At 60.8% G+C, this 19,275-nt stretch carries 22 protein-coding genes; 19 read left to right on the top strand and 3 right to left on the bottom strand.

The window, feature by feature from the left end; genetic code table 11:
• The first annotated feature begins 4 nt into the window (after window positions 1–4).
• The 19 genes from fabG to araH all read left to right on the top strand — a co-directional run bounded on the left by fabG (window position 5) and on the right by araH (window position 17,485).
• The gene (gene fabG / locus ACLEJQ_RS09105; RefSeq protein ID WP_440794189.1) at window positions 5–748 is read left to right on the top strand and encodes a 3-oxoacyl-ACP reductase FabG; all 744 of its coding nucleotides are present in this window, start codon (window positions 5–7) and stop codon (window positions 746–748) included.
• A 191-nt stretch (window positions 749–939) separates the two neighbouring features.
• On the top strand, window positions 940–1,176 hold the full coding sequence (gene acpP / locus ACLEJQ_RS09100; protein ID WP_440794187.1) for an acyl carrier protein: 237 nt from the start codon (window positions 940–942) through the stop codon (window positions 1,174–1,176).
• A gap of 108 nt (window positions 1,177–1,284) precedes the next feature.
• Window positions 1,285–2,529: a beta-ketoacyl-ACP synthase II gene (gene fabF, locus ACLEJQ_RS09095; RefSeq protein ID WP_440794186.1), complete on the top strand. Its 1,245-nt coding sequence runs from the start codon at window positions 1,285–1,287 to the stop codon at window positions 2,527–2,529.
• Entirely contained in the window at window positions 2,529–3,344 is an 816-nt protein-coding gene (gene pabC, locus ACLEJQ_RS09090; protein ID WP_440794184.1) for an aminodeoxychorismate lyase, read from the top strand. Before fabF ends, pabC begins: the two co-directional genes overlap by 1 nt.
• A 3-nt stretch (window positions 3,345–3,347) precedes the next feature.
• Window positions 3,348–4,508 (top strand): endolytic transglycosylase MltG, encoded by a 1,161-nt coding sequence (gene mltG, locus ACLEJQ_RS09085; RefSeq protein ID WP_440794182.1) that lies wholly within the window; start codon window positions 3,348–3,350, stop codon window positions 4,506–4,508.
• A gap of 19 nt (window positions 4,509–4,527) precedes the next feature.
• Window positions 4,528–5,160 carry a dTMP kinase gene (gene tmk, locus ACLEJQ_RS09080; protein ID WP_440794180.1) on the top strand — a complete coding sequence of 211 codons (633 nt, stop codon included), beginning with the start codon at window positions 4,528–4,530 and terminating at the stop codon, window positions 5,158–5,160.
• A complete protein-coding gene (locus tag ACLEJQ_RS09075; RefSeq protein WP_440794178.1) occupies window positions 5,153–6,139 on the top strand; it encodes a DNA polymerase III subunit delta' in 987 nt (328 codons plus the stop codon). Before tmk ends, ACLEJQ_RS09075 begins: the two co-directional genes overlap by 8 nt.
• Window positions 6,140–6,181: 42 nt before the next feature.
• Window positions 6,182–6,538 (top strand): PilZ domain-containing protein, encoded by a 357-nt coding sequence (locus tag ACLEJQ_RS09070; protein ID WP_440794176.1) that lies wholly within the window; start codon window positions 6,182–6,184, stop codon window positions 6,536–6,538.
• 11 nt (window positions 6,539–6,549) lie between these two features.
• Window positions 6,550–7,344 carry a TatD family hydrolase gene (locus tag ACLEJQ_RS09065; protein WP_440794174.1) on the top strand — a complete coding sequence of 265 codons (795 nt, stop codon included), beginning with the start codon at window positions 6,550–6,552 and terminating at the stop codon, window positions 7,342–7,344.
• Window positions 7,345–7,727: 383 nt separating this feature from the next.
• Complete coding sequence (locus tag ACLEJQ_RS09060; protein WP_440794173.1) at window positions 7,728–8,366, top strand: TetR/AcrR family transcriptional regulator; 639 nt, start codon at window positions 7,728–7,730, stop codon at window positions 8,364–8,366.
• Between the two features lie 138 nt (window positions 8,367–8,504).
• Window positions 8,505–9,473 (top strand): GTP 3',8-cyclase MoaA, encoded by a 969-nt coding sequence (locus ACLEJQ_RS09055; protein ID WP_440794171.1) that lies wholly within the window; start codon window positions 8,505–8,507, stop codon window positions 9,471–9,473.
• Between the two features lie 214 nt (window positions 9,474–9,687).
• The gene (locus ACLEJQ_RS09050) at window positions 9,688–10,293 is read left to right on the top strand and encodes a DUF4823 domain-containing protein (protein WP_440794169.1); all 606 of its coding nucleotides are present in this window, start codon (window positions 9,688–9,690) and stop codon (window positions 10,291–10,293) included.
• 14 nt (window positions 10,294–10,307) lie between these two features.
• Window positions 10,308–10,868, top strand: coding sequence for a DUF1285 domain-containing protein (locus ACLEJQ_RS09045; RefSeq protein ID WP_440794167.1), 561 nt, complete (start codon window positions 10,308–10,310; stop codon window positions 10,866–10,868).
• Between the two features lie 178 nt (window positions 10,869–11,046).
• Window positions 11,047–11,793: a FadR/GntR family transcriptional regulator gene (locus ACLEJQ_RS09040; RefSeq protein ID WP_440794165.1), complete on the top strand. Its 747-nt coding sequence runs from the start codon at window positions 11,047–11,049 to the stop codon at window positions 11,791–11,793.
• Window positions 11,790–12,665 (top strand): SMP-30/gluconolactonase/LRE family protein, encoded by an 876-nt coding sequence (locus tag ACLEJQ_RS09035; protein WP_440794163.1) that lies wholly within the window; start codon window positions 11,790–11,792, stop codon window positions 12,663–12,665. The genes ACLEJQ_RS09040 and ACLEJQ_RS09035 overlap by 4 nt, the downstream gene beginning before the upstream one ends.
• Before the next feature lie 235 nt (window positions 12,666–12,900).
• A complete protein-coding gene (locus ACLEJQ_RS09030) occupies window positions 12,901–13,719 on the top strand; it encodes an SDR family oxidoreductase (RefSeq protein ID WP_440794161.1) in 819 nt (272 codons plus the stop codon).
• A 173-nt stretch (window positions 13,720–13,892) separates the two neighbouring features.
• Window positions 13,893–14,897, top strand: a complete 1,005-nt coding sequence (locus ACLEJQ_RS09025; RefSeq protein ID WP_440794159.1) for a substrate-binding domain-containing protein — start codon at window positions 13,893–13,895, stop codon at window positions 14,895–14,897.
• A gap of 65 nt (window positions 14,898–14,962) precedes the next feature.
• Complete coding sequence (araG, locus tag ACLEJQ_RS09020; RefSeq protein ID WP_440794157.1) at window positions 14,963–16,507, top strand: L-arabinose ABC transporter ATP-binding protein AraG; 1,545 nt, start codon at window positions 14,963–14,965, stop codon at window positions 16,505–16,507.
• Between the two features lie 9 nt (window positions 16,508–16,516).
• Window positions 16,517–17,485, top strand: coding sequence for an L-arabinose ABC transporter permease AraH (araH, locus tag ACLEJQ_RS09015; RefSeq protein ID WP_440794156.1), 969 nt, complete (start codon window positions 16,517–16,519; stop codon window positions 17,483–17,485).
• A 258-nt stretch (window positions 17,486–17,743) separates the two neighbouring features.
• Here araH and ACLEJQ_RS09010 read toward each other — a convergent pair whose 3' ends face one another.
• The 3 genes from ACLEJQ_RS09010 to ACLEJQ_RS09000 form a co-directional block, all read right to left on the bottom strand.
• Entirely contained in the window at window positions 17,744–18,124 is a 381-nt protein-coding gene (locus ACLEJQ_RS09010) for a Rho termination factor N-terminal domain-containing protein (protein ID WP_440794154.1), read from the bottom strand.
• A gap of 33 nt (window positions 18,125–18,157) precedes the next feature.
• A complete protein-coding gene (locus ACLEJQ_RS09005; protein ID WP_440794152.1) occupies window positions 18,158–18,499 on the bottom strand; it encodes a hypothetical protein in 342 nt (113 codons plus the stop codon).
• 81 nt (window positions 18,500–18,580) lie between these two features.
• Window positions 18,581–19,237, bottom strand: a complete 657-nt coding sequence (locus ACLEJQ_RS09000) for an HD domain-containing protein (RefSeq protein ID WP_440794151.1) — start codon at window positions 19,235–19,237, stop codon at window positions 18,581–18,583.
• Window positions 19,238–19,275 lie beyond the last annotated feature (38 nt).

Genomic DNA, 19,275 nt, shown 5'->3' with positions numbered 1-19,275 from the left:
TTGCATGAGTCTGCAAGGTAAAGTTGCACTGGTGACCGGTGCAAGCCGTGGCATCGGCCAGGCCATTGCCCTGGAATTGGGTCGCCAAGGCGCCATTGTCGTGGGCACCGCGACCTCCGCCGCGGGCGCCGAGCGCATCGCCGCGACGCTCAAGGAAAACGGTATCCAGGGCACCGGCCTTGAACTGAACGTCACCAGCGACGAATCGGTTGCGGCGGTACTGGCGAGCATCCAAGAGCAATTCGGCGCGCCGGCGATCCTGGTCAATAACGCCGGTATCACCCGCGATAACCTGATGATGCGCATGAAAGATGACGAGTGGTTCGACGTAGTCGATACCAACCTGAACAGCCTGTACCGGCTGTCCAAGGGCGTTCTGCGTGGCATGACCAAGGCTCGTTGGGGGCGGATTATCAGTATCGGCTCGGTTGTGGGTGCCATGGGCAACGCCGGCCAAGTAAACTATGCTGCGGCGAAGGCCGGTCTGGAAGGTTTCAGCCGTGCGCTGGCACGTGAAGTGGGCTCGCGCTCGATTACGGTAAACTCGGTTACCCCGGGTTTCATCGACACCGACATGACCCGTGAACTGCCGGAAGCACAGCGTGATGCCCTGCAGACGCAGATTCCGCTGGGTCGTCTGGGGCAAGCTCAAGAAATCGCGTCCGTGGTCGCTTTTCTTGCGTCGGACGGTGCGGCATACGTGACCGGGGCTACAATCCCGGTGAACGGCGGGATGTACATGAGTTAAATGTGACGGATTGCTTCAAAAAAATGTCATACGAGCTGTCTAAAATCCGTTATAAAGCTGCAACCAATTTATAGGCGGCGGGCCCCAGGGTTTGAGGAGTGAAGCTTTCGGTTGAAAAACCGAAAAGTTCTTCTATACACTTACCCACCGGCCAGCTGCCTGAATTTGTCCATTAGGAGTGAAAACAAGGTATGAGCACCATCGAAGAGCGCGTCAAGAAAATCGTTGCCGAGCAACTGGGCGTTAAAGAAGAAGACGTTGTGAGCACCGCTTCCTTCGTTGAAGACCTGGGTGCCGACTCCCTTGACACCGTTGAGCTGGTGATGGCTCTGGAAGAGGAATTCGAGACCGAGATTCCTGACGAAGAAGCTGAGAAGATCACTACTGTACAAGCTGCTATCGACTACGTTACCAGCCACCAGGCGTAATCGTTTTTAGTCGTCGCTAGCTGTCATGGAAAAACCGCACTGCCTTTCTGGCGTGCGGTTTTTTCTTTAGGCCTGATGCAAAGTCGTCATTAGAAAAAGGAGAGTGCTGTGTCGCGTAGACGCGTCGTAGTCACCGGTATGGGTATGTTGTCGCCACTGGGCACGGATGTGCCGAGCAGCTGGCAGGGCATTCTGGCTGGCCGCAGTGGCATTGGTCTGATCGAACACACCGACCTTTCTGCCTATTCCACCCGTTTTGGCGGCTCGGTAAAGGACTTCAATGTCGAGGAATACCTGTCGGTCAAGGAAGCCCGCAAGCTTGATCTGTTCATTCAATACGGCCTGGCAGCCGGTTTCCAGGCGGTGCGTAACGCCGGTCTTGAAGTCACCGATGCCAACCGTGAACGCATCGGCGTGGCCATGGGTTCGGGTATCGGCGGCTTGACCAATATCGAGGATACCAGCCGCACGCTGCATGATTCGGGGCCGCGGCGGATTTCACCGTTCTTCGTGCCGGGCTCGATCATCAATATGATTTCCGGTTTCCTGTCCATCCATCTGGGGGCACAGGGACCTAATTACGCCATCGCCACTGCCTGCACCACCGGGACGCACTGCATCGGCATGGCCGCTCGCAACATCATGTACGACGAGGCCGACGTGATGATCGCCGGCGGCGCCGAGATGGCGGCCTGTGGCCTGGGCATGGGCGGTTTCGGTGCCTCCCGTGCGCTGTCGACCCGCAATGACGAGCCGACCCGCGCAAGCCGCCCTTGGGACAAAGGACGCGATGGCTTCGTGCTGTCCGACGGCGCCGGTGCGTTGGTGCTCGAAGAACTGGAGCATGCCAAGGCTCGCGGTGCGACCATCTATGCCGAACTGATCGGCTTCGGTACCAGCGGCGATGCATACCACATGACTTCGCCACCGGCCGATGGCGCCGGTGCTGCCCGTTGCATTGCCAATGCCCTGCGCGACGCGAAAATCAACGGCGAGCAGGTGCAGTACATCAATGCCCACGGTACCTCGACTCCGGCCGGCGACCTGGCCGAAGCCCAGGCGATCAAGACTGTCTTCGGCGAGCATGCCTATAAGCTTGCGGTCAGCTCGACCAAGTCCATGACCGGCCACCTGCTGGGTGCGGCAGGGGCAGTTGAGGCGATCTTCAGCGTACTGGCGATCAACAGCCAGGTCGCACCGCCGACCATCAACCTGGACGAACCGGACGAAGGCTGTGACCTGGACTTCGTGCCCCACACCGCCCGCGGCATGGACATCGATGTGGTGCTGTCCAACTCCTTCGGCTTCGGCGGGACCAACGGCTCGCTGGTGTTCCGCCGGTTCGCCGGCTGATGGAAAGCTGGGTCGACGGTCAGCCGGCCGACGTCCTGTCGCTGAAAGACCGTGGCCTGGCTTATGGCGACGGACTGTTTGAAACCATCGCCGTGCGCAATGGCACGGCGGTGTTGCTGGAGCGTCATCTGCAACGCCTGGAGACGGGCTGTCGGCGGCTGGCGTTGCGGATTGACTGGGGCACGTTGAACGCGGAGCTGGATAGCTACGCCCGGTCCCTGGGCGACGGAGTGCTCAAGCTGATCGTCACTCGTGGCGACAGCCTGCGCGGTTATGCCGCTGATCCTTCGAGCGAGGCCCGGCGCATCTTGCAGGGCAGCCCTCCGGCGGCCTATCCGGCGACCCATGCCGAACGCGGCGTGAACCTCTTCCCATGCTCCGTGCGCTTGTCCGAGCAGCCCTTGCTCGCCGGTCTCAAGCATCTCAACCGCCTGGAACAAGTGCTGGCTCGGGCCGAGTGGAACGACGCACAGTATGCCGAAGGCTTGATGCTGGATACGTCCGGGCGGGTGGTCGAAGGGGTCTTCAGCAACCTGTTCCTGGTGCGCGAGGGTGTCTTGATCACGGCGGACCTGGGCCGTTGCGGTGTGGCCGGGGTCATGCGTGCGGAATTATTGTTTCAAGCCGAGTCTTGTGGCATTGCCACCCGGATCACCGATGTGTCCCTTGAACAGCTGCACCAGGCCGATGAAGTCTTTGTCTGCAACAGCGTTTATGGCGTCTGGCCAGTGCTGAGCTGTGGTTCGGCACGCTGGTCGGCTGGGCCGCTCACCCGTAAACTGCAGACCCTTGCCCGCGCGTTATTGGATGTTTGATTCGTGAGACGTAAATTCTTGCTACTGCTGGAAACCGGACTGGTTCTGGCAGGGCTGCTGTTGGGTGCTTCGGCCTGGAAGATTCATTCGGCGCTGCAACAGCCGCTGAACATCACCCAGGAAGAATTGCTGGATGTGCCTAACGGGACCACCCCGACCGGGACCCTCAAGCGCCTCGAAGCCGATGGTCTGATCAAGGACGCTTTCTGGCTACGGATCTATTGGCGCTTCAATCTCGCCGACCAGCCGTTGCACTCCGGTGAATACCGGATGGTGCCGGGCATGACCATGGACGGCCTGATCGAAGTCTGGAAGCGCGGGGAAGTGGTGCAATACAGCGTCACGCTGGTGGAAGGCTGGAACTTTCGCCAGGTACGTGCGGCGCTGGCCAGGGACGAAAAGCTCCAGCAGACCCTGGCCGGCTTGAGCGACAGTCAGGTGATGGAGCGCCTGGGACATTCCGGGATATTTCCCGAAGGTCGGTTTTTTCCGGACACCTATCGCTTCGTGCGCGGTACTTCGGATGTCGACCTGCTGAAAAAAGCCTATGACCGTCTCGAGGATGTGCTTGCCAAGGAGTGGGCACAGCGAGCCGACGATGCGCCTTATACCCAGCCCTATCAAGCGTTAATCATGGCGTCGTTGGTAGAGAAGGAAACCGGCGTGCCCCAGGAGCGTGCCCAGATCGCCGGGGTATTCGTACGGCGGATGCGCCTGGGCATGCTGCTGCAGACCGACCCCACGGTGATCTATGGCCTGGGCGAGCGCTACACCGGCAAACTCACCCGTTCCCATTTGAAAGAAGACAATCCTTATAACACCTACCTGAACCCGGGTTTGCCGCCAACGCCGATTGCCATGGTGGGGCGCGAAGCGATTCATGCCGCCTTGAACCCGGCCTCGGGCAACAGCCTGTACTTTGTCGCGCGTGGCGATGGGAGCCACGTGTTTTCCGATGACCTGGAGACGCACAATAACGCGGTGCGCGAGTTCCAGCTCAAGCGCCGTGCCGACTACCGCTCCAGCCCGGCCCCGGCGACGCCGGACGAACAGGCCCCGATTCCTGCCGCATCGCCTGACACGGCACCGGAGGCCGTGCCCCAGGTGCCGGCGCAACAACCTGCTCCCGAACCGAATGCCAGCGAGCCGCCGAGCCCGCAATGACCCTGATTAAGGACCGCCCGTGACTGGCTTGTTTATAACGCTGGAAGGCCCTGAAGGCGCCGGCAAGAGCACCAACCGCGAATACCTGGCCGAGCGCCTGCAAGCCGCCGGCATCGAGGTGGTATTGACGCGCGAGCCGGGCGGTACACCGCTGGCCGAGCGGATCCGCGAAGTGCTACTGGCACCTGCCGAAGAGATCATGACCCCTGACACCGAGCTGTTGCTGGTATTCGCTGCCAGGGCCCAGCATCTTGCCGAGGTGATTCGCCCGGCGTTGGCCCGTGGCGCGGTCGTGCTTTGCGATCGCTTTACCGATTCCACTTTTGCCTATCAGGGTGGCGGTCGGGGCTTGTCCTTGGAGCGTATCGCTGCACTGGAGGCGTTCGTGCAGGGTGACTTGCGGCCGGACCTTACGCTGATATTCGACCTGCCCGTAGAAATCGGCCTGGCCCGCGCCAGCGCCCGTGGTCGGTTGGATCGTTTCGAGCTTGAGGGCCAGGTATTCTTCAATGCCGTGCGCAATGCCTTCCTGAGCCGGGCCAAGGCCGATCCGGTGCGCTACCTGGTGATCGATGCCGCGCAATCACTGAGCGAGGTCCAGCAGTCACTGGACGAATTGCTGCCGCGTTTGCTGGAGCGTGCCCGTGGCTGAAGCCTATCCCTGGCAGGACAGCCTCTGGCAGCAACTTGCCGGGCGCGCCCAGCATGCCCATGCATATCTGTTGCATGGCCCGGCGGGAATCGGCAAGCGCGCCCTCGCCGAGCGCTTGATGGCCAGCCTGCTGTGCCACAGCCCGAATGCGTCGAACGCCTGCGGTGAATGCAAATCCTGCCTGCTGCTCAAGGCCGGCAGCCATCCCGACAATTACGTGCTGGAGCCGGAGGAGGCGGACAAGGCGATCAAGGTCGACCAGGTCCGGGACCTGGTCAGCTTCGTGGTCCAGACCGCGCAGATGGGCGGGCGCAAGGTGGTATTGATCGAGCCAGTCGAGTCGATGAACATCAACGCCGCGAACGCCTTGCTCAAGAGTCTCGAAGAGCCTTCCGGAGACACCGTGCTGTTGCTCGTCAGCCACCAGCCGAGCCGCTTGCTGCCCACCATCAAGAGCCGCTGCGTGCAGCAGGCCTGCCCGCTGCCGAGCGAAGCGATGAGCCTGCAATGGCTGGCCCAGGCCTTGCCCGACAGCAGCGATGAAGAGCGTGTCGAGTTGCTGACGCTGGCCGCCGGTTCGCCCCTGGCGGCGGTCAGTCTCCAGGCCCAGGGCGTGCGTGAGCAGCGTGCGTTGGTGGTGGATGGGGTCAAGAAATTGCTCAAGCAGCAACAATCCCCCACGCAATTGGCCGAGGGCTGGAACGCCATCCCGTTGCTCTTGCTGTTCGACTGGTTCTGCGATTGGTCGAGCCTGATCCTGCGTTACCAACTGACCGAGGACGAGGCGGGCCTGGGGCTGACGGACATGCGTAAGGTCATCCAGTACCTGGCGCAGAAAAGCAGCCAGGATAAAATCTTGAACATTCAGGACTGGATTCTTGCCCAACGTCAGAAGGTGCTGAGCAAGGCGAACCTCAATCGGGTGTTGTTGCTCGAAGCGCTGTTGGTGCAGTGGGCGAGTTTACCTGGCCGAAACTGACAGCCTGCGCCTAGACTCAGCTCAATCGCAGCGGAGATCAGCATGAACGAACCCGTCAGCCCCGGACCACGCAACGGCATCCTGTCCCTGACCATCAAAGACAAGTCGGTGCTCTATGCCGCCTATATGCCCTTCATCAAGAATGGTGGCCTGTTCATTCCCACCAACAAGAACTATCGCCTGGGCGATGAGGTGTTCATGCTGTTGAGCCTGATGGACGAGCCGGACAAGATCCCGGTGGCCGGCAAGGTGATCTGGATGACCCCCAAGGGTGCCCAGGGCAACCGGGCCGCAGGTGTTGGCGTGCAGTTCAACGACGGCGATAATTCGGCGCGCAATCAGATCGAAACCCACCTGGCCGGCGCTTTGAAGTCCGACCGTCCCACTCATACGATGTAGCCCGTCTCTTTATGCTTGTAGATTCCCATTGCCATCTTGATCGTCTCGACCTCGCTGCCCATGACGGCTCACTGGATGCCGCGCTGGACGCCGCTCGCCAGCGGGGTGTCGGGCATTTCCTGTGCATCGGTGTCAGCGCCGACAACGCCGCCGATGTCAAGGCATTGGCCGAACGCTACGCGGATGTCGATTGTTCGGTCGGCGTCCACCCGCTGGATGTCCAGCCCGACGCCGCGCCGGCGCTCGATTGGCTGCTGCGTGAGCTCGACCATCCGCGGGTCGTCGCCATTGGCGAAACCGGCCTGGATTACCACTACGAGCCGGAGGCCGCCGAGGTGCAACAGGCTTCCTTCCAGTTGCACCTGGAGGCTGCCCGGCAGACCGGTAAACCCGTGATTATCCATACCCGGGGTGCCCGGGCCGACACGTTGGCCTTGTTGCGCTCTGCCGCGCTGCCCCAGGCTGGGGTGCTGCATTGCTTCACCGAGGATTGGGACATGGCCAAGGCTGCGTTGGACATGGGCTATTACATTTCCTTGTCCGGAATCGTCACGTTCCGCAATGCCGACGCCCTGCGCGACGTCGCCAGCAAAGTACCGGCCGACCGCTTGTTGGTGGAGACCGACTCGCCATACCTTGCGCCGATCCCGTATCGCGGCAAGCCGAACCTGCCGCAATACGTACGGGAGGTGGCGGAATTCCTGGCCATGCTACGTGGCGAGTCCTATGAGCGATTTGCCGAACAGACCACAGAAAATTTTAAGCAATTATTTCCACTGGCCCATGTCCGCTCGGCAGAAGCCTGAATTTTATGCAAAAAAAACCCGGGTTCTGGGGGGTGAATCCGGGTTAAGACCATTAGGAGTAAAACAAAGGCACGCGGTCCGTTGGTACCTTTATCAGGGCGTCACTTGGGGGAGATGTCGCCCCGACAGTTCAAGTATTGATCAGTATGCCGACCCGTCCAGTCTGGGCCGGGTGGTTTTTAAACGGATTTGGAATACGTTCGCTTCGGATAAGTTCTCACCGGCGCAGAGCCTGCCGCCGTGGCCTGCCAACAACCCAAGCGAAACCCGTAAAGCGATCGGTTTTGTGAAGAACTGCTGCCGGGAGCGGATGATCCGTGCATTTTTACGTAAGTTAGGCATAATACCCGGCTTCGAATTTTGACCCTTCAGACCTTTTTCTTATGCACAAAGAACCTCGTAAGGTCCGTGAGTTTCGCCGCCGCGAGCAGGAAATTCTCGACACCGCGCTCAAGTTGTTCCTCGATCAGGGCGAAGACAGCGTCACCGTCGAGATGATTGCGGATGCCGTGGGTATCGGCAAAGGCACCATCTATAAACACTTCAAGTCCAAGGCAGAGATCTACCTGCGCTTGATGCTCGACTACGAGCGCGATCTGAATGAGCTCCTGCATTCGGCCGATGTGGATAAGGACAAGGAGGCGCTGTCCCGTGCCTACTTCGAATTCCGCATGCGCGACCCGCAACGCTACCGCTTGTTCGATCGCCTGGAAGAGAAGGTGGTCAAGGGCAACCAGGTGCCGGAAATGGTCGAGGAGCTGCACAAGATCCGTGCCTCGAATTTCGATCGACTGACCCTGCTGATCAAAGGCCGTATCAGCGAAGGTAAGCTCGAGGACGTACCGCCTTACTTCCATTACTGCGCGGCATGGGCGCTGGTGCACGGCGCCGTGGCGCTGTATCACTCGCCGTTCTGGAGCAATGTGCTGGAAGATCAGGAAGGCTTCTTCCAGTTCCTGATGGACATCGGTGTGCGCATGGGCAACAAGCGCAAGCGCGATACGGACGTGCCGAGCAACTGACATTCAGCTGTCTGATTGCGCCATGTCTGCTTACATGGCGCAGTGCCCCAGGAATATACTCAGGCTTGGGTCTTGTTAAAACTTGATTTATAGGTCAAGTTTCGTCAGTCCGTTCCCTCTTTCCCGCCGGAGTGATCCATGATCGTTGACCGTCAAGGTAGGCGCTTTCGCAATTTGCGGATCAGCCTGACGTCAGCCTGCAACTATGCCTGTACCTACTGCGTGCCCGATGGCAAGCGGCTGGTGGCTGCGCAGGATGAGCTGTCGGCCGAGGCCATGGCGCGCGGCGTGGAATATTTGATCGAGGCCGCCGGCATCGAGCGGTTGCGCATCACTGGCGGCGAGCCGCTGGTCAGCCCCAAGCTCGAGCGGTTCATGACGGCGGTGGGGCAGATGGGCCTGGAAGACATCAGCCTGACCACCAATGGGCAGTTGCTGGCAAAAAAACTGCCGTTGCTGGTCGATGCTGGCATCCGGAGGATCAACGTTTCCCTCGACACCCTGGATCCCCTGGCGTTTCGCAGCATTGCCCGGGGCGGTGACCTGGCGACTGTGCTCAGCGGCATGGAGCAGGCCCGCGCCGCTGGAATGAAGATCAAGGTCAACATGGTGCCGCTGCGCGGGCAGAACCTGGACCAGGTGATGCCTTTGCTCGAATACTGCCTGGAGCGCGGCTATGAGCTGCGTTTCATCGAGTTGATGCGCATGGGCCACCTGGCCCGGGACTCGAATGCGTTTTTGCAGCAGTTCGTCAGCCTCCAGCAGTTGCTCAGTCTGATCGGCGATCAGTACGAGTACCTGCAGGCCAACGCGCCGGTGGATGCCACAGCGGTGCGCTATGAAATTCCAGGGCAGGGGTATTTCGGTGTGATTGCCAACGAAAGCGTGCCGTTCTGCCGCACCTGTTCTCGTTTGCGCTTGTCGTCCACAGGCTGGTTGCATGGCTGCCTGTCTTCGAGCAATCGGCACTTCGTCGGTGATTTGCTGGACAAGCCCCGCCACCAGGCGTTGCCGGCCCTTCAGCGCTTGCTGGTCAAGGCGCTGGGGGATAAGCAGGAAGTGGCGTTTTCCGGTGGTGCGACCATCATGAAGATCATCGGCGGCTGACAGCCCTTTGTGGCGAGGGAGCTTGCTCCCGCTCGGCTGCGAAGCTGTCGTAAGGCTTCAGACCGAAGAGGGCTGCTTTGCAGCCCAGCGGGAGCAAGCTCCCTCGCCACGGACATATTCCGAGACTGAAGACCCGACAAGTCGCTGAGCTGGCGCAAAAGCTGCATCCCACGACCATTCGCCGGTTTTCCGACACCGGTTTCTGGAGGGTAGGATGCGTAGCCTGGTTTTGCTGCTGGCCGTTTTAGCGCTTGGCGGTTGCATGAATGTCAGCGACATGGGGGAGGGCGTTCGTTATCACATGAGTGACGCCGGCCTGTTGGACCACAGCGACAGCCGTCGTATAAACAACCTGCGTATCCAGCCGGACTCGTTCATCTATATTGCCCAGGGCGCTTTCGCTCCGCCGGGCGGTGCCTATCCACGGCCCAATGTCGTGGCCGAGGAAGCCTTCAACGGTTTCATCGAATATTTCCCCATGGTCCGTCGTGCCCGAGTGCCCGAAGGGCTTGACCAGGCAATGGGCGAGGCCCGTGCCGCCGGCGCTCATTACCTGCTGTACACCCGGTTCGCCAAGGCCGACAACCGTATCGGCAACAGCGACGAGTGGGCCGACGAAGAGGCCGTGGATCGACTGGGCGTCGACACCAGCGTGATTCAGATCATGTTGATCGAGACCAGCACCCAGTATTTGATTGATACTGCACGGATCAAGAGTCGTGGCGGTTTACTGACGTTGCACGACAAACAACCCCAAGACCTCATCGCCGCGCCTTTGCGTGAGTATGCCCGCAGCCTGCTGGGGATGAGCGACGAATAATTCAAGGAGTCACCATGAGCGGACCGCAAAAAGCCAATGACTTGCTGGGGCAGATCCCCAAGACCAAAGGCCTGCCGCCGGTCCACTTGTGGAACCCCGACTTCTGCGGCGACATCGACATGCGCATCGCCCGTGACGGTACCTGGTACTACTTGGGCACGCCCATCGGGCGCAAGCCGATGGTCAAGTTGTTCTCCACCATCATCCGCCGCGACGGCGATGATTACTTCCTGATCACTCCAGTGGAAAAGGTCGGCATCAAGGTCGACGATGCGCCCTTCGTGGCCGTGACCCTCGATGTCGAAGGCGAGGGAGAAGGGCAGCTCCTGCGCTTTACCACCAATGTCGAGGAAACCACCGAAGCGGGCCCCGAGCATCCGATGCGGGTGGTGATCGATCCTCAGACCCAGGAACCCGCGCCCTACGTGCATGTGCGCAGTAATCTCGAGGCGCTGATCCACCGTAATGTGTTCTACCAGTTGGTGGAATTGGCAGTCAGTCGTGAGGTGGACGGACAACGCTGGTTGGGCGTGTGGAGTGGGGGTGAGTTCTTTCCGATAGGCCTGGAACCCTGATTTGCCCCTGTGGGAGCGAGCTTGCTCGCGATGGCGTCGGATCAGTTGACTCATGTGTTGCTGAAACACCGCTATCGCGAGCAGGCTCGCTCCCACAGTGGTTACCCAAAATTCGGATTGACACCCAATCATATGATGATTAGCGTGGGCCACCATAAGAACAGCCCGCGGGGTTTCCATGTCCAGCAGTTTTCACGCATCGACCGTCGATTGGCTGGGTGGCTGGATAGCGGCCGGCCAGGTCAAGCCTGGGCAGGCCATCAAGGTTGAAGCGGACCTCGGCGAGCAACTGGGGGTCAGCCGCACGGTGATCCGCGAGGCGATCAAGACCCTGGTGGCCAAGGGCATGCTGGAGGTCGGGCCGAAAGTTGGCACCCGGGTCCTGCCGGTGCGGCGCTGGAACCTGTTCGACCCGCAAGTGGTGGGGTGGCTGTCACGCAGCGGCCTGCCGGAAAACTTCGTCGACGATCTGCTGGACTTGCGCCGGACCATCGAGCCGATGGCGGTGCGCTGGGCTTGCGAACGGGCCACCAGCGAGCAGGTGCAAGCGATCCGCCTGGCCTACCATGCGCTGGAGAGGGCGGTGGACAGCGGTGCCGATTACAACCGCGCCGACCAGTTTTTCCACGAGTGCATCCTCGCCGCGAGCCATAATCAATTCATCGAACAGATGGTCCCGGCCCTGGGCGCCTTGCTGGCGGTGTCGTTCGAGGTCTCGGCGGCCGACCCCGATGAACTGCGCCGCACCTTGCCTATCCACAAGGATATCGCCGAAGCCATTGCTGCTCGCGATGCCACGCGAGGTGTCTGGGCCTGCATGACCCTGATCGATAACGCCGACCTGGCGATCAAACGTTTTTACCCCAATGTCATGGCCGGTCGAACCGACACCGCCAGGCACACCGGGAATGGGAGATTTCAATGAAGTGGACGGCAGTGACGGAACACCGGGCGCAACTGGGCGAGGGGCCGTTCTGGGATGAGCCGACCCAGGCGCTGTACTGGGTCGATATCGCCGGCAAGCAGGCGCTGCGGCTGATCGGTGCCAATGTGCAGATCTGGCAGATGCCCGAGCATGTGTCGGCCTTTATACCCACCCAAAGTGGCGACGCGTTGGTAACCCTGAGCAGTGGCGTCTATCGGCTGGACCTGGATTCGCCGGGCCTGGAGCCCAGGCTGACGCTGCTGTGCATGGCCGATCCCCAGCCAGGCAATCGGCCCAACGAGGCTCGCTGCGATGCCCTGGGCCAACTCTGGCTCGGCACGATGCAGAACAATATTGGTGAAAACGGCGAAGACTTGCCCATCGAGCAACGTTCCGGCGGACTGTTTCGCGTCGCTGCTGATGGTCGTGTGATGCCGCTGCTGCGCGGGTTGGGGATCCCGAACACCTTGCTGTGGAGCCCTGACGGCACCACGGTGTACTTCGGCGACAGCCTCGATGGCACGTTGTACCGGCACTTCATCTACCCTGAAGGCAACCTGGCGCCTGCCGAGGTCTGGTTTGGCCCGCATTCCCGTGGCGGGCCGGACGGTTCGGCGATGGATGCCCGGGGTTATATCTGGAACGCTCGTTGGGACGGCAGTTGCCTGCTGCGGCTGCACCCGGACGGTCACGTTGATCAGGTAATCGAACTGCCGGTCAGTCGTCCCACCAGTTGCGTGTTCGGTGGACCGGACCTCAAGACACTGTACATCACCAGTGCGGCGAGCCCGTTGGGCCATCCGCTGGACGGAGCGCTGCTGTCGATGCAAGTCGATGTTCCAGGCGTGGCCTGTACCCGGTTTGCAGGCTGAATCCCATAATATGGGATGTAAATATATATATTGAGATTATCCGGTGGCCGGGTTTATAGTCGGCTCCATAGCAATACGCACTCACACTAAAAAAACAAAACAGGTGAAGCGATGCAACGATCTCCCTCCGTGCGCTCTGGCGGTGTACGTGAACCCATGTTGTTCAAGCTTGCGTTGAGCCGGTCATCCTCGGGTGCCCGGCTTTTGTCGTGCCTGTACGTTGGGGACGTGGTCCATGGCTGAGCCACTGTCCCTGCCGCCAGTGCCAGAGCCACCCAAGGGCGAGCGCCTGAAAAACAAGGTGGTGTTGCTGACCGGTGCCGCGCAAGGTATTGGCGAGGCGATTGTCGCTGCGTTCGCTTCACAACAGGCGCGACTGGTCATCAGTGACATCCAGGCTGACAAAGTCGAGCAAGTGGCCGCCCACTGGCGGGAGCGTGGTGCGGATGTGCAGGCGCTGAAGGCCGATGTGTCGAAGCAGCAGGACCTGGTGGCCATGGCCCGGCTTGCCGTCGAGCGGCACGGGCGCATCGACGTGTTGGTCAACTGTGCCGGGGTCAACGTCTTCCGTGACCCGCTGCTGATGACCGAAGACGACTGGCGCCGCTGCTTCGCTATCGACCTGGATGGCGCCTGGTACGGTTGCAAGGCGGTATTGCCACAGATGATCGAGCAGGGCGTGGGCAGCATCATCAACATTGCATCGACCCATTCGTCCCACATCATTCCCGGCTGTTTCCCATACCCGGTAGCCAAGCATGGCTTGCTCGGCCTGACGCGTGCCCTGGGCATCGAATATGCCGCCAAAGGGATTCGCGTCAACGCCATTGCACCGGGCTATATCGAAACCCAACTGAACGTCGACTACTGGAACGGCTTTGCCGATCCCCATGCCGAACGCCAGCGTGCGTTGGACCTGCACCCGCCACGGCGAATCGGCCAGCCGATCGAAGTGGCAATGACGGCCATATTCCTGGCCAGCGATGAAGCACCGTTTATCAACGCCTCATGCATCACCATCGATGGTGGACGTTCGGTCATGTATCACGACTGAATATTCTTGAGTGGCAGCGGGAAACTTCGCCTGTCATTCAATCATCATACGATATGACTATTTAGCCCTATGCTGTAGCAACTTGTTGTACCGCCCAGCCTGCGTGAGTCCACCCTAGGTGGAGCAGAATCCTGGACGTTTTGGCTTTCAATAAAAAAAACAAGGAGTCAACTATGAAGCATCGTCGTGGGATCCGTTCCCTGTGTCGCGCCGCCCTGGCGGTAACCGCGGTCAGCCTGAGCTGCAACCTGCTGGCGGCTGAAGAAGTGAAAATCGGTTTTCTGGTCAAGCAGGCCGAGGAGCCCTGGTTCCAGACCGAATGGGCGTTCGCCGAGAAGGCGGGCAAGGACAAGGGCTTCAAGGTGATCAAGATCGCCGTGCCCGATGGTGAGAAAACCCTCTCGGCCATCGACAGCCTCGCCGCCAACGGCGCCAAGGGCTTCGTGATCTGCCCGCCGGACGTGTCGCTCGGCCCGGCCATCATGGCCAAGGCCAAACTCAATGACTTGAAAGTCATCGCCGTCGACGACCGTTTCGTCGACGCCAGTGGCAAGTTCATGGAGGACGTCCCGTACCTGGGCATGGCCGCGTTCGAAGTGGGCCAGAAGCAGGGCGCCGCCATGGCCGCCGAAGCGAAAAAACGCGGCTGGGACTGGAAAGAGACCTACGCGGTGATCAACACCTTCAACGAGCTGGACACCGGCAAGAAACGCACCGACGGTTCGGTCGACGCGCTGAAAAAAGCCGGTTTCCCGGAGGATCACATCCTCTACTCGGCCCTCAAGACCCTCGACGTACCGGGCAGCATGGACTCCACCAACTCCGCGCTGGTCAAACTGCCCAGCGGCGCGAAGAACCTGATCATCGGCGGCATGAACGACAACACGGTGCTGGGCGGTGTGCGCGCCACCGAAAGCGCCGGCTTCAAGGCGGCTAATGTAATCGGTATCGGTATCAACGGCACCGACGCCATCGGCGAGTTGAAGAAACCTGACAGCGGCTTCTTCGGCTCGATGCTGCCAAGCCCGCACATCGAAGGCTACAAGACCGCCGAGATGATGTACGAGTGGGTCACCACGGGTAAGGAACCACCGAAATACACCGCCATGGACGAGGTGACGCTGATCACCCGGGAGAACTTCAAGCAAGAGTTGGAAAAGATCGGCCTGTGGAATTGACGGCGGGTTGATTCAAAGCGGCCCTGGCAACCGGGCCGCTTGATCTCTGTAAGTTCGAGGTGGTTATGCAAGCGCAAACAGCGACACAACAACAAAGCATCGGCGGCAGCCTGCGCTTCAACGGGATCGGCAAGACCTTTCCCGGCGTGCAGGCGCTGGCCAATATCAGTTTCGTTGCGCATCCGGGGCAGGTCCATGCCCTGATGGGCGAGAACGGCGCGGGCAAGTCCACGTTATTGAAGATTCTTGGCGGTGCCTACATCCCGAGCAGCGGCGAGCTGCAGATCGGCGAGCAGACGATGGCCTTCAAATCCACCGCCGACAGCATCGCCAGCGGCGTGGCGGTGATCCACCAGGAACTACACCTGGTGCCGGAAATGACCGTCGCGGAGAACTTGTTCCTTGGCCATTTGCCGGCGCGGTTCGGCCTGGTCAATCGCGGGCTGCTGCGTCAGCAGGCGTTGAAACTGCTCAAAGGCCTGGCGGACGAAATCGACCCCCAGGAAAAAGTCGGTCGTCTGTCCCTCGGCCAGCGCCAACTGGTGGAAATCGCCAAGGCGCTGTCCCGCGGCGCCCACGTCATCGCTTTCGATGAGCCCACCAGCAGCCTTTCGGCGCGGGAAATCGACCGTCTGATGGCGATCATCGCCCGCCTGCGGGACGAGGGCAAAGTGGTGCTCTACGTCAGCCACCGTATGGAAGAGGTGTTTCGGATCTGCAATGCGGTGACGGTGTTCAAGGATGGCCGCTACGTGCGCACGTTCGAGAACATGAGCGAGCTGACCCATGACCAACTGGTGACCTGCATGGTCGGTCGCGATATCCAGGACATCTACGACTATCGGACTCGTGAGCGCGGTGAGGTGGCGCTGCAAGTCGAGCGCCTGCTGGGGCCGGGCCTGCGCGAGCCGGTGAGTTTCCAGGTGCACAAGGGGGAAATCCTTGGGTTGTTCGGGCTGGTAGGGGCCGGTCGGACCGAGCTGCTGCGCATGCTCAGTGGCCTGGAACGCCAGACGGAAGGGCGGCTGGTGCTGCACGGAAGGGAACTGAAGCTGCGCTCACCCCGCGATGCCATCGGCGCCGGCGTGCTGCTCTGCCCGGAAGACCGTAAGAAAGAAGGCATCATGCCGCTGGCGAGTGTGGGCGAGAACATCAATATCAGCGCCCGCAGCAGCCATTCCACACTGGGTTGCCTGTTGCGCGGCGAGTGGGAGCGAGGCAACGCCGAGAAACAGATCAAGGCGCTGAAAGTGAAGACCCCGACGGCGGGGCAGAAAATCATGTACCTGTCCGGCGGCAACCAGCAGAAGGCGATCCTCGGTCGCTGGCTGTCGATGCCGATGAAGGTCTTGCTGCTGGACGAGCCGACCCGCGGCATCGACATCGGCGCCAAGGCCGAGATCTACCAGATTATCCACAACCTGGCGGCGGACGGCATCGCGGTGATTGTGGTGTCCAGCGACCTGATGGAAGTGATGGGCATTTCCGACCGGATCCTGGTGCTCTGCGAAGGGACCCTGCGCGGCGAACTGCCGCGTGACCAAGCCAATGAATCCAACCTGCTGCAACTGGCGCTGCCACGCCAACGCGTTGCCGACGCGGCGAACTGAGAGGTAAACATGACCATTCAAAACAATGCACTGCCAACGGCACGCAAACCCCTGGATATGCGTCGTTTCCTCGACGACTGGGCGATGTTGCTGGCGGCCATCGGGGTCTTCGTGCTGTGCACGCTGATGATCGATAACTTCCTGTCGCCACTGAACATGCGCGGCCTGGGCCTGGCGATTTCCACCACCGGCATTGCGGCTTGCACCATGTTGTACTGCCTGGCCTCCGGGCACTTCGACCTTTCGGTCGGCTCGGTGATCGCCTGCGCCGGCGTGGTCGCGGCGGTGGTGATGCGCGACACCAACAGCGTGTTCCTTGGCATCAGTGCGGCGCTGGTGATGGGGCTGATCGTCGGTCTGATCAACGGCATCGTCATCGCCAAGCTGCGGGTCAATGCGCTGATCACCACGTTGGCTACCATGCAGATCGTCCGCGGCCTGGCCTACATCTTCGCTAACGGCAAAGCGGTGGGCGTCTCCCAGGAAGCGTTCTTCGTCTATGGCAACGGCCAGTTGTTAGGTGTGCCGGTCCCGATCCTGATCACCATCGTGTGCTTCCTGTTCTTCGGCTGGCTGCTGAACTACACCACCTATGGGCGCAACACCATGGCCATCGGCGGCAATCAGGAAGCGGCGCTGCTGGCGGGGGTGAACGTTGATCGCACCAAGATCATCATTTTCGCCGTGCACGGCGTTATCGGCGCCCTGGCCGGGGTGATCCTGGCCTCGCGCATGACCTCGGGCCAACCGATGATCGGCCAGGGGTTTGAACTGACCGTGATCTCGGCGTGCGTCCTGGGCGGGGTTTCGTTGAGCGGTGGTATCGGCATGATTCGCCACGTCATCGCCGGCGTGCTGATCCTGGCGATCATCGAGAATGCGATGAACCTGAAAAACATCGACACCTTCTACCAATACGTCATCCGCGGCTCGATCCTGCTGCTGGCAGTGGTGATCGACCGCTTGAAACAGCGCTGAAACCTGCATCGCCCGGGCGGGCCCCTTCGCGGGCAAGCCTGACTCCCACAGGGAACTGTGCCGGCCAAAGTTCTCTTGTGGGAGCGAGCCTGCTCGCGATGAGGCCTGCAGATCCAACATCAAAGTAACCTGAGCCACCGCTATCGCGAGCAGGCTCGCTCCCACCTCAGGGAACAGTGCCGGCCGCAAAACTGATACACGCCGCATAACCTGTGGGAGCGGGCTTGCTCGCGAATGCGTCATCCCTGACACCCACCATCACCCAGCCTTGCGCAACGCTTCAACCAACTCCTGCTTACGCATCTTCGAACGCCCTGGAATGTTTTTCGCCCGGGCTTCCTTCATCAGGTTGTCCACCGTCTGCGTCGCATGGGAGGCCTTGCTGCTGCGCGGATGGCCTTCGCGGGTCTTGGCCGCGCGCCGGGCGGATTCCTTGCGATCGGTGTTCTTCTCAGCGGCCGGTTTCTCTTTCCCCGAACCGCCGGAGCGTTCGCCGCCGCCCGACTGCTTGTTCACCGTCGCCCACGCGCGTGCCTCGGCCTTGTCTTCGGACAAGCCCTTCTTCTCGTAGCTTTCTTCGATGTGTTCGGCCTTGCGCTTTTGCTCGGCGGTGTATTTGTCTTTGCTTCCACGAGGCATGGGATCTTCCTCCTCTTGTGTGTGAGCAGAGGGCTACTGGCTGGCGCCACCGCCTTCAGAGCCCGAACCACCGGTGGTGGTCTTGGAACCCACGCCTGTCTCGGCGTTATCAGGAGCGGTGGAGTCCGGCGTGGTCACACCCTGACGCCCCATGTCATTGCCCTGCACTCGTGGATCGGTGCCGGTAGCGGGTGGCTGGCCATTGTTCAACGTGCCGCCGGTACCGTCAGTGTTCAGCTTGGGCAAGCCTTGGGTGGCTGGCGAGTTGGGTGCCTGCACCGGGTCGGTCGGCCCGGTGCCGGAAGTGGTCGCCGCGAACGCCGCCGAGGAAAGCAGCGTGGCAAGTGTGAATGCAGTCAGCCTTGAAGTGATCATGGTGTCGCCTCCATTTTTTGAATGCTTGCCTGATCTTGGGCTGCGCCCGAGCCGCGTGGTGCCTTGGCGGCGACGAATGGTCTAATCGCTCAGGCCGGCTTCCTCCATGAACTGCCTGAGGAAGTCTTTGAGTCGCTCGTGGCGGATCAGCGCCATACGTTGCCCCGTAGCGGTCTGGAAGCCATCGCACAGGTGCAGCAATTTGGTCTGGAAGTGATCGAGGCAGTAACGCTTGTCGTCATAATCCCTGGCGATGGCCAAGGGGTCCTGAGGGTCATAGAGCACACTGCCCATGCGTCCCGCGACATAAAACGTTCGCGCAACGCCGAGCAAGCCCAGTGAGTCGAGGCGATCAGCATCCTGGAGGATTTTTGCCTCCAGCGTGACTGCAGCAATATTGGCTGAAAAGCTGTGAGCTTCAATGGCATGGGCAACGGCGCTGATTTTTTCGCCGGGCCAGTCGAGTGTCGACAACAGCGTCGCTGCTTTGTCCGCCGCCAGGCGAGATGCCTGGTCGCGCAACGGCGAATTCTTTTCCACTGCCACACAGTCGTGCAGCAATGTTGCCGCGAGGAGGATGGCCATATCGCCGCCCTCATGGCGCTCAAGTGCGCGAACGTTGCTCCAGACCCGTTGCAAATGCGACAGATCGTGAGCGCCGTCCCCGGAAGATTCCAGCGCATGAGGCAGCAGTTGAGTGGCTAGGGCCTGCAATGGAGCGAAGTCGGCAGCGAACATGACAGTTTCTCGGATGCACGCGTCCGATGACTCGGGGC

The sequence above is a fragment of the Pseudomonas sp. SMV71 genome, assembly GCF_052042015.1.
Classification (GTDB): Bacteria; Pseudomonadota; Gammaproteobacteria; order Pseudomonadales; family Pseudomonadaceae; genus Aquipseudomonas.
The sequence above is the reverse complement of the archived record's forward strand: the minus strand, read 5'-3'. Positions and strand labels throughout refer to the sequence as shown.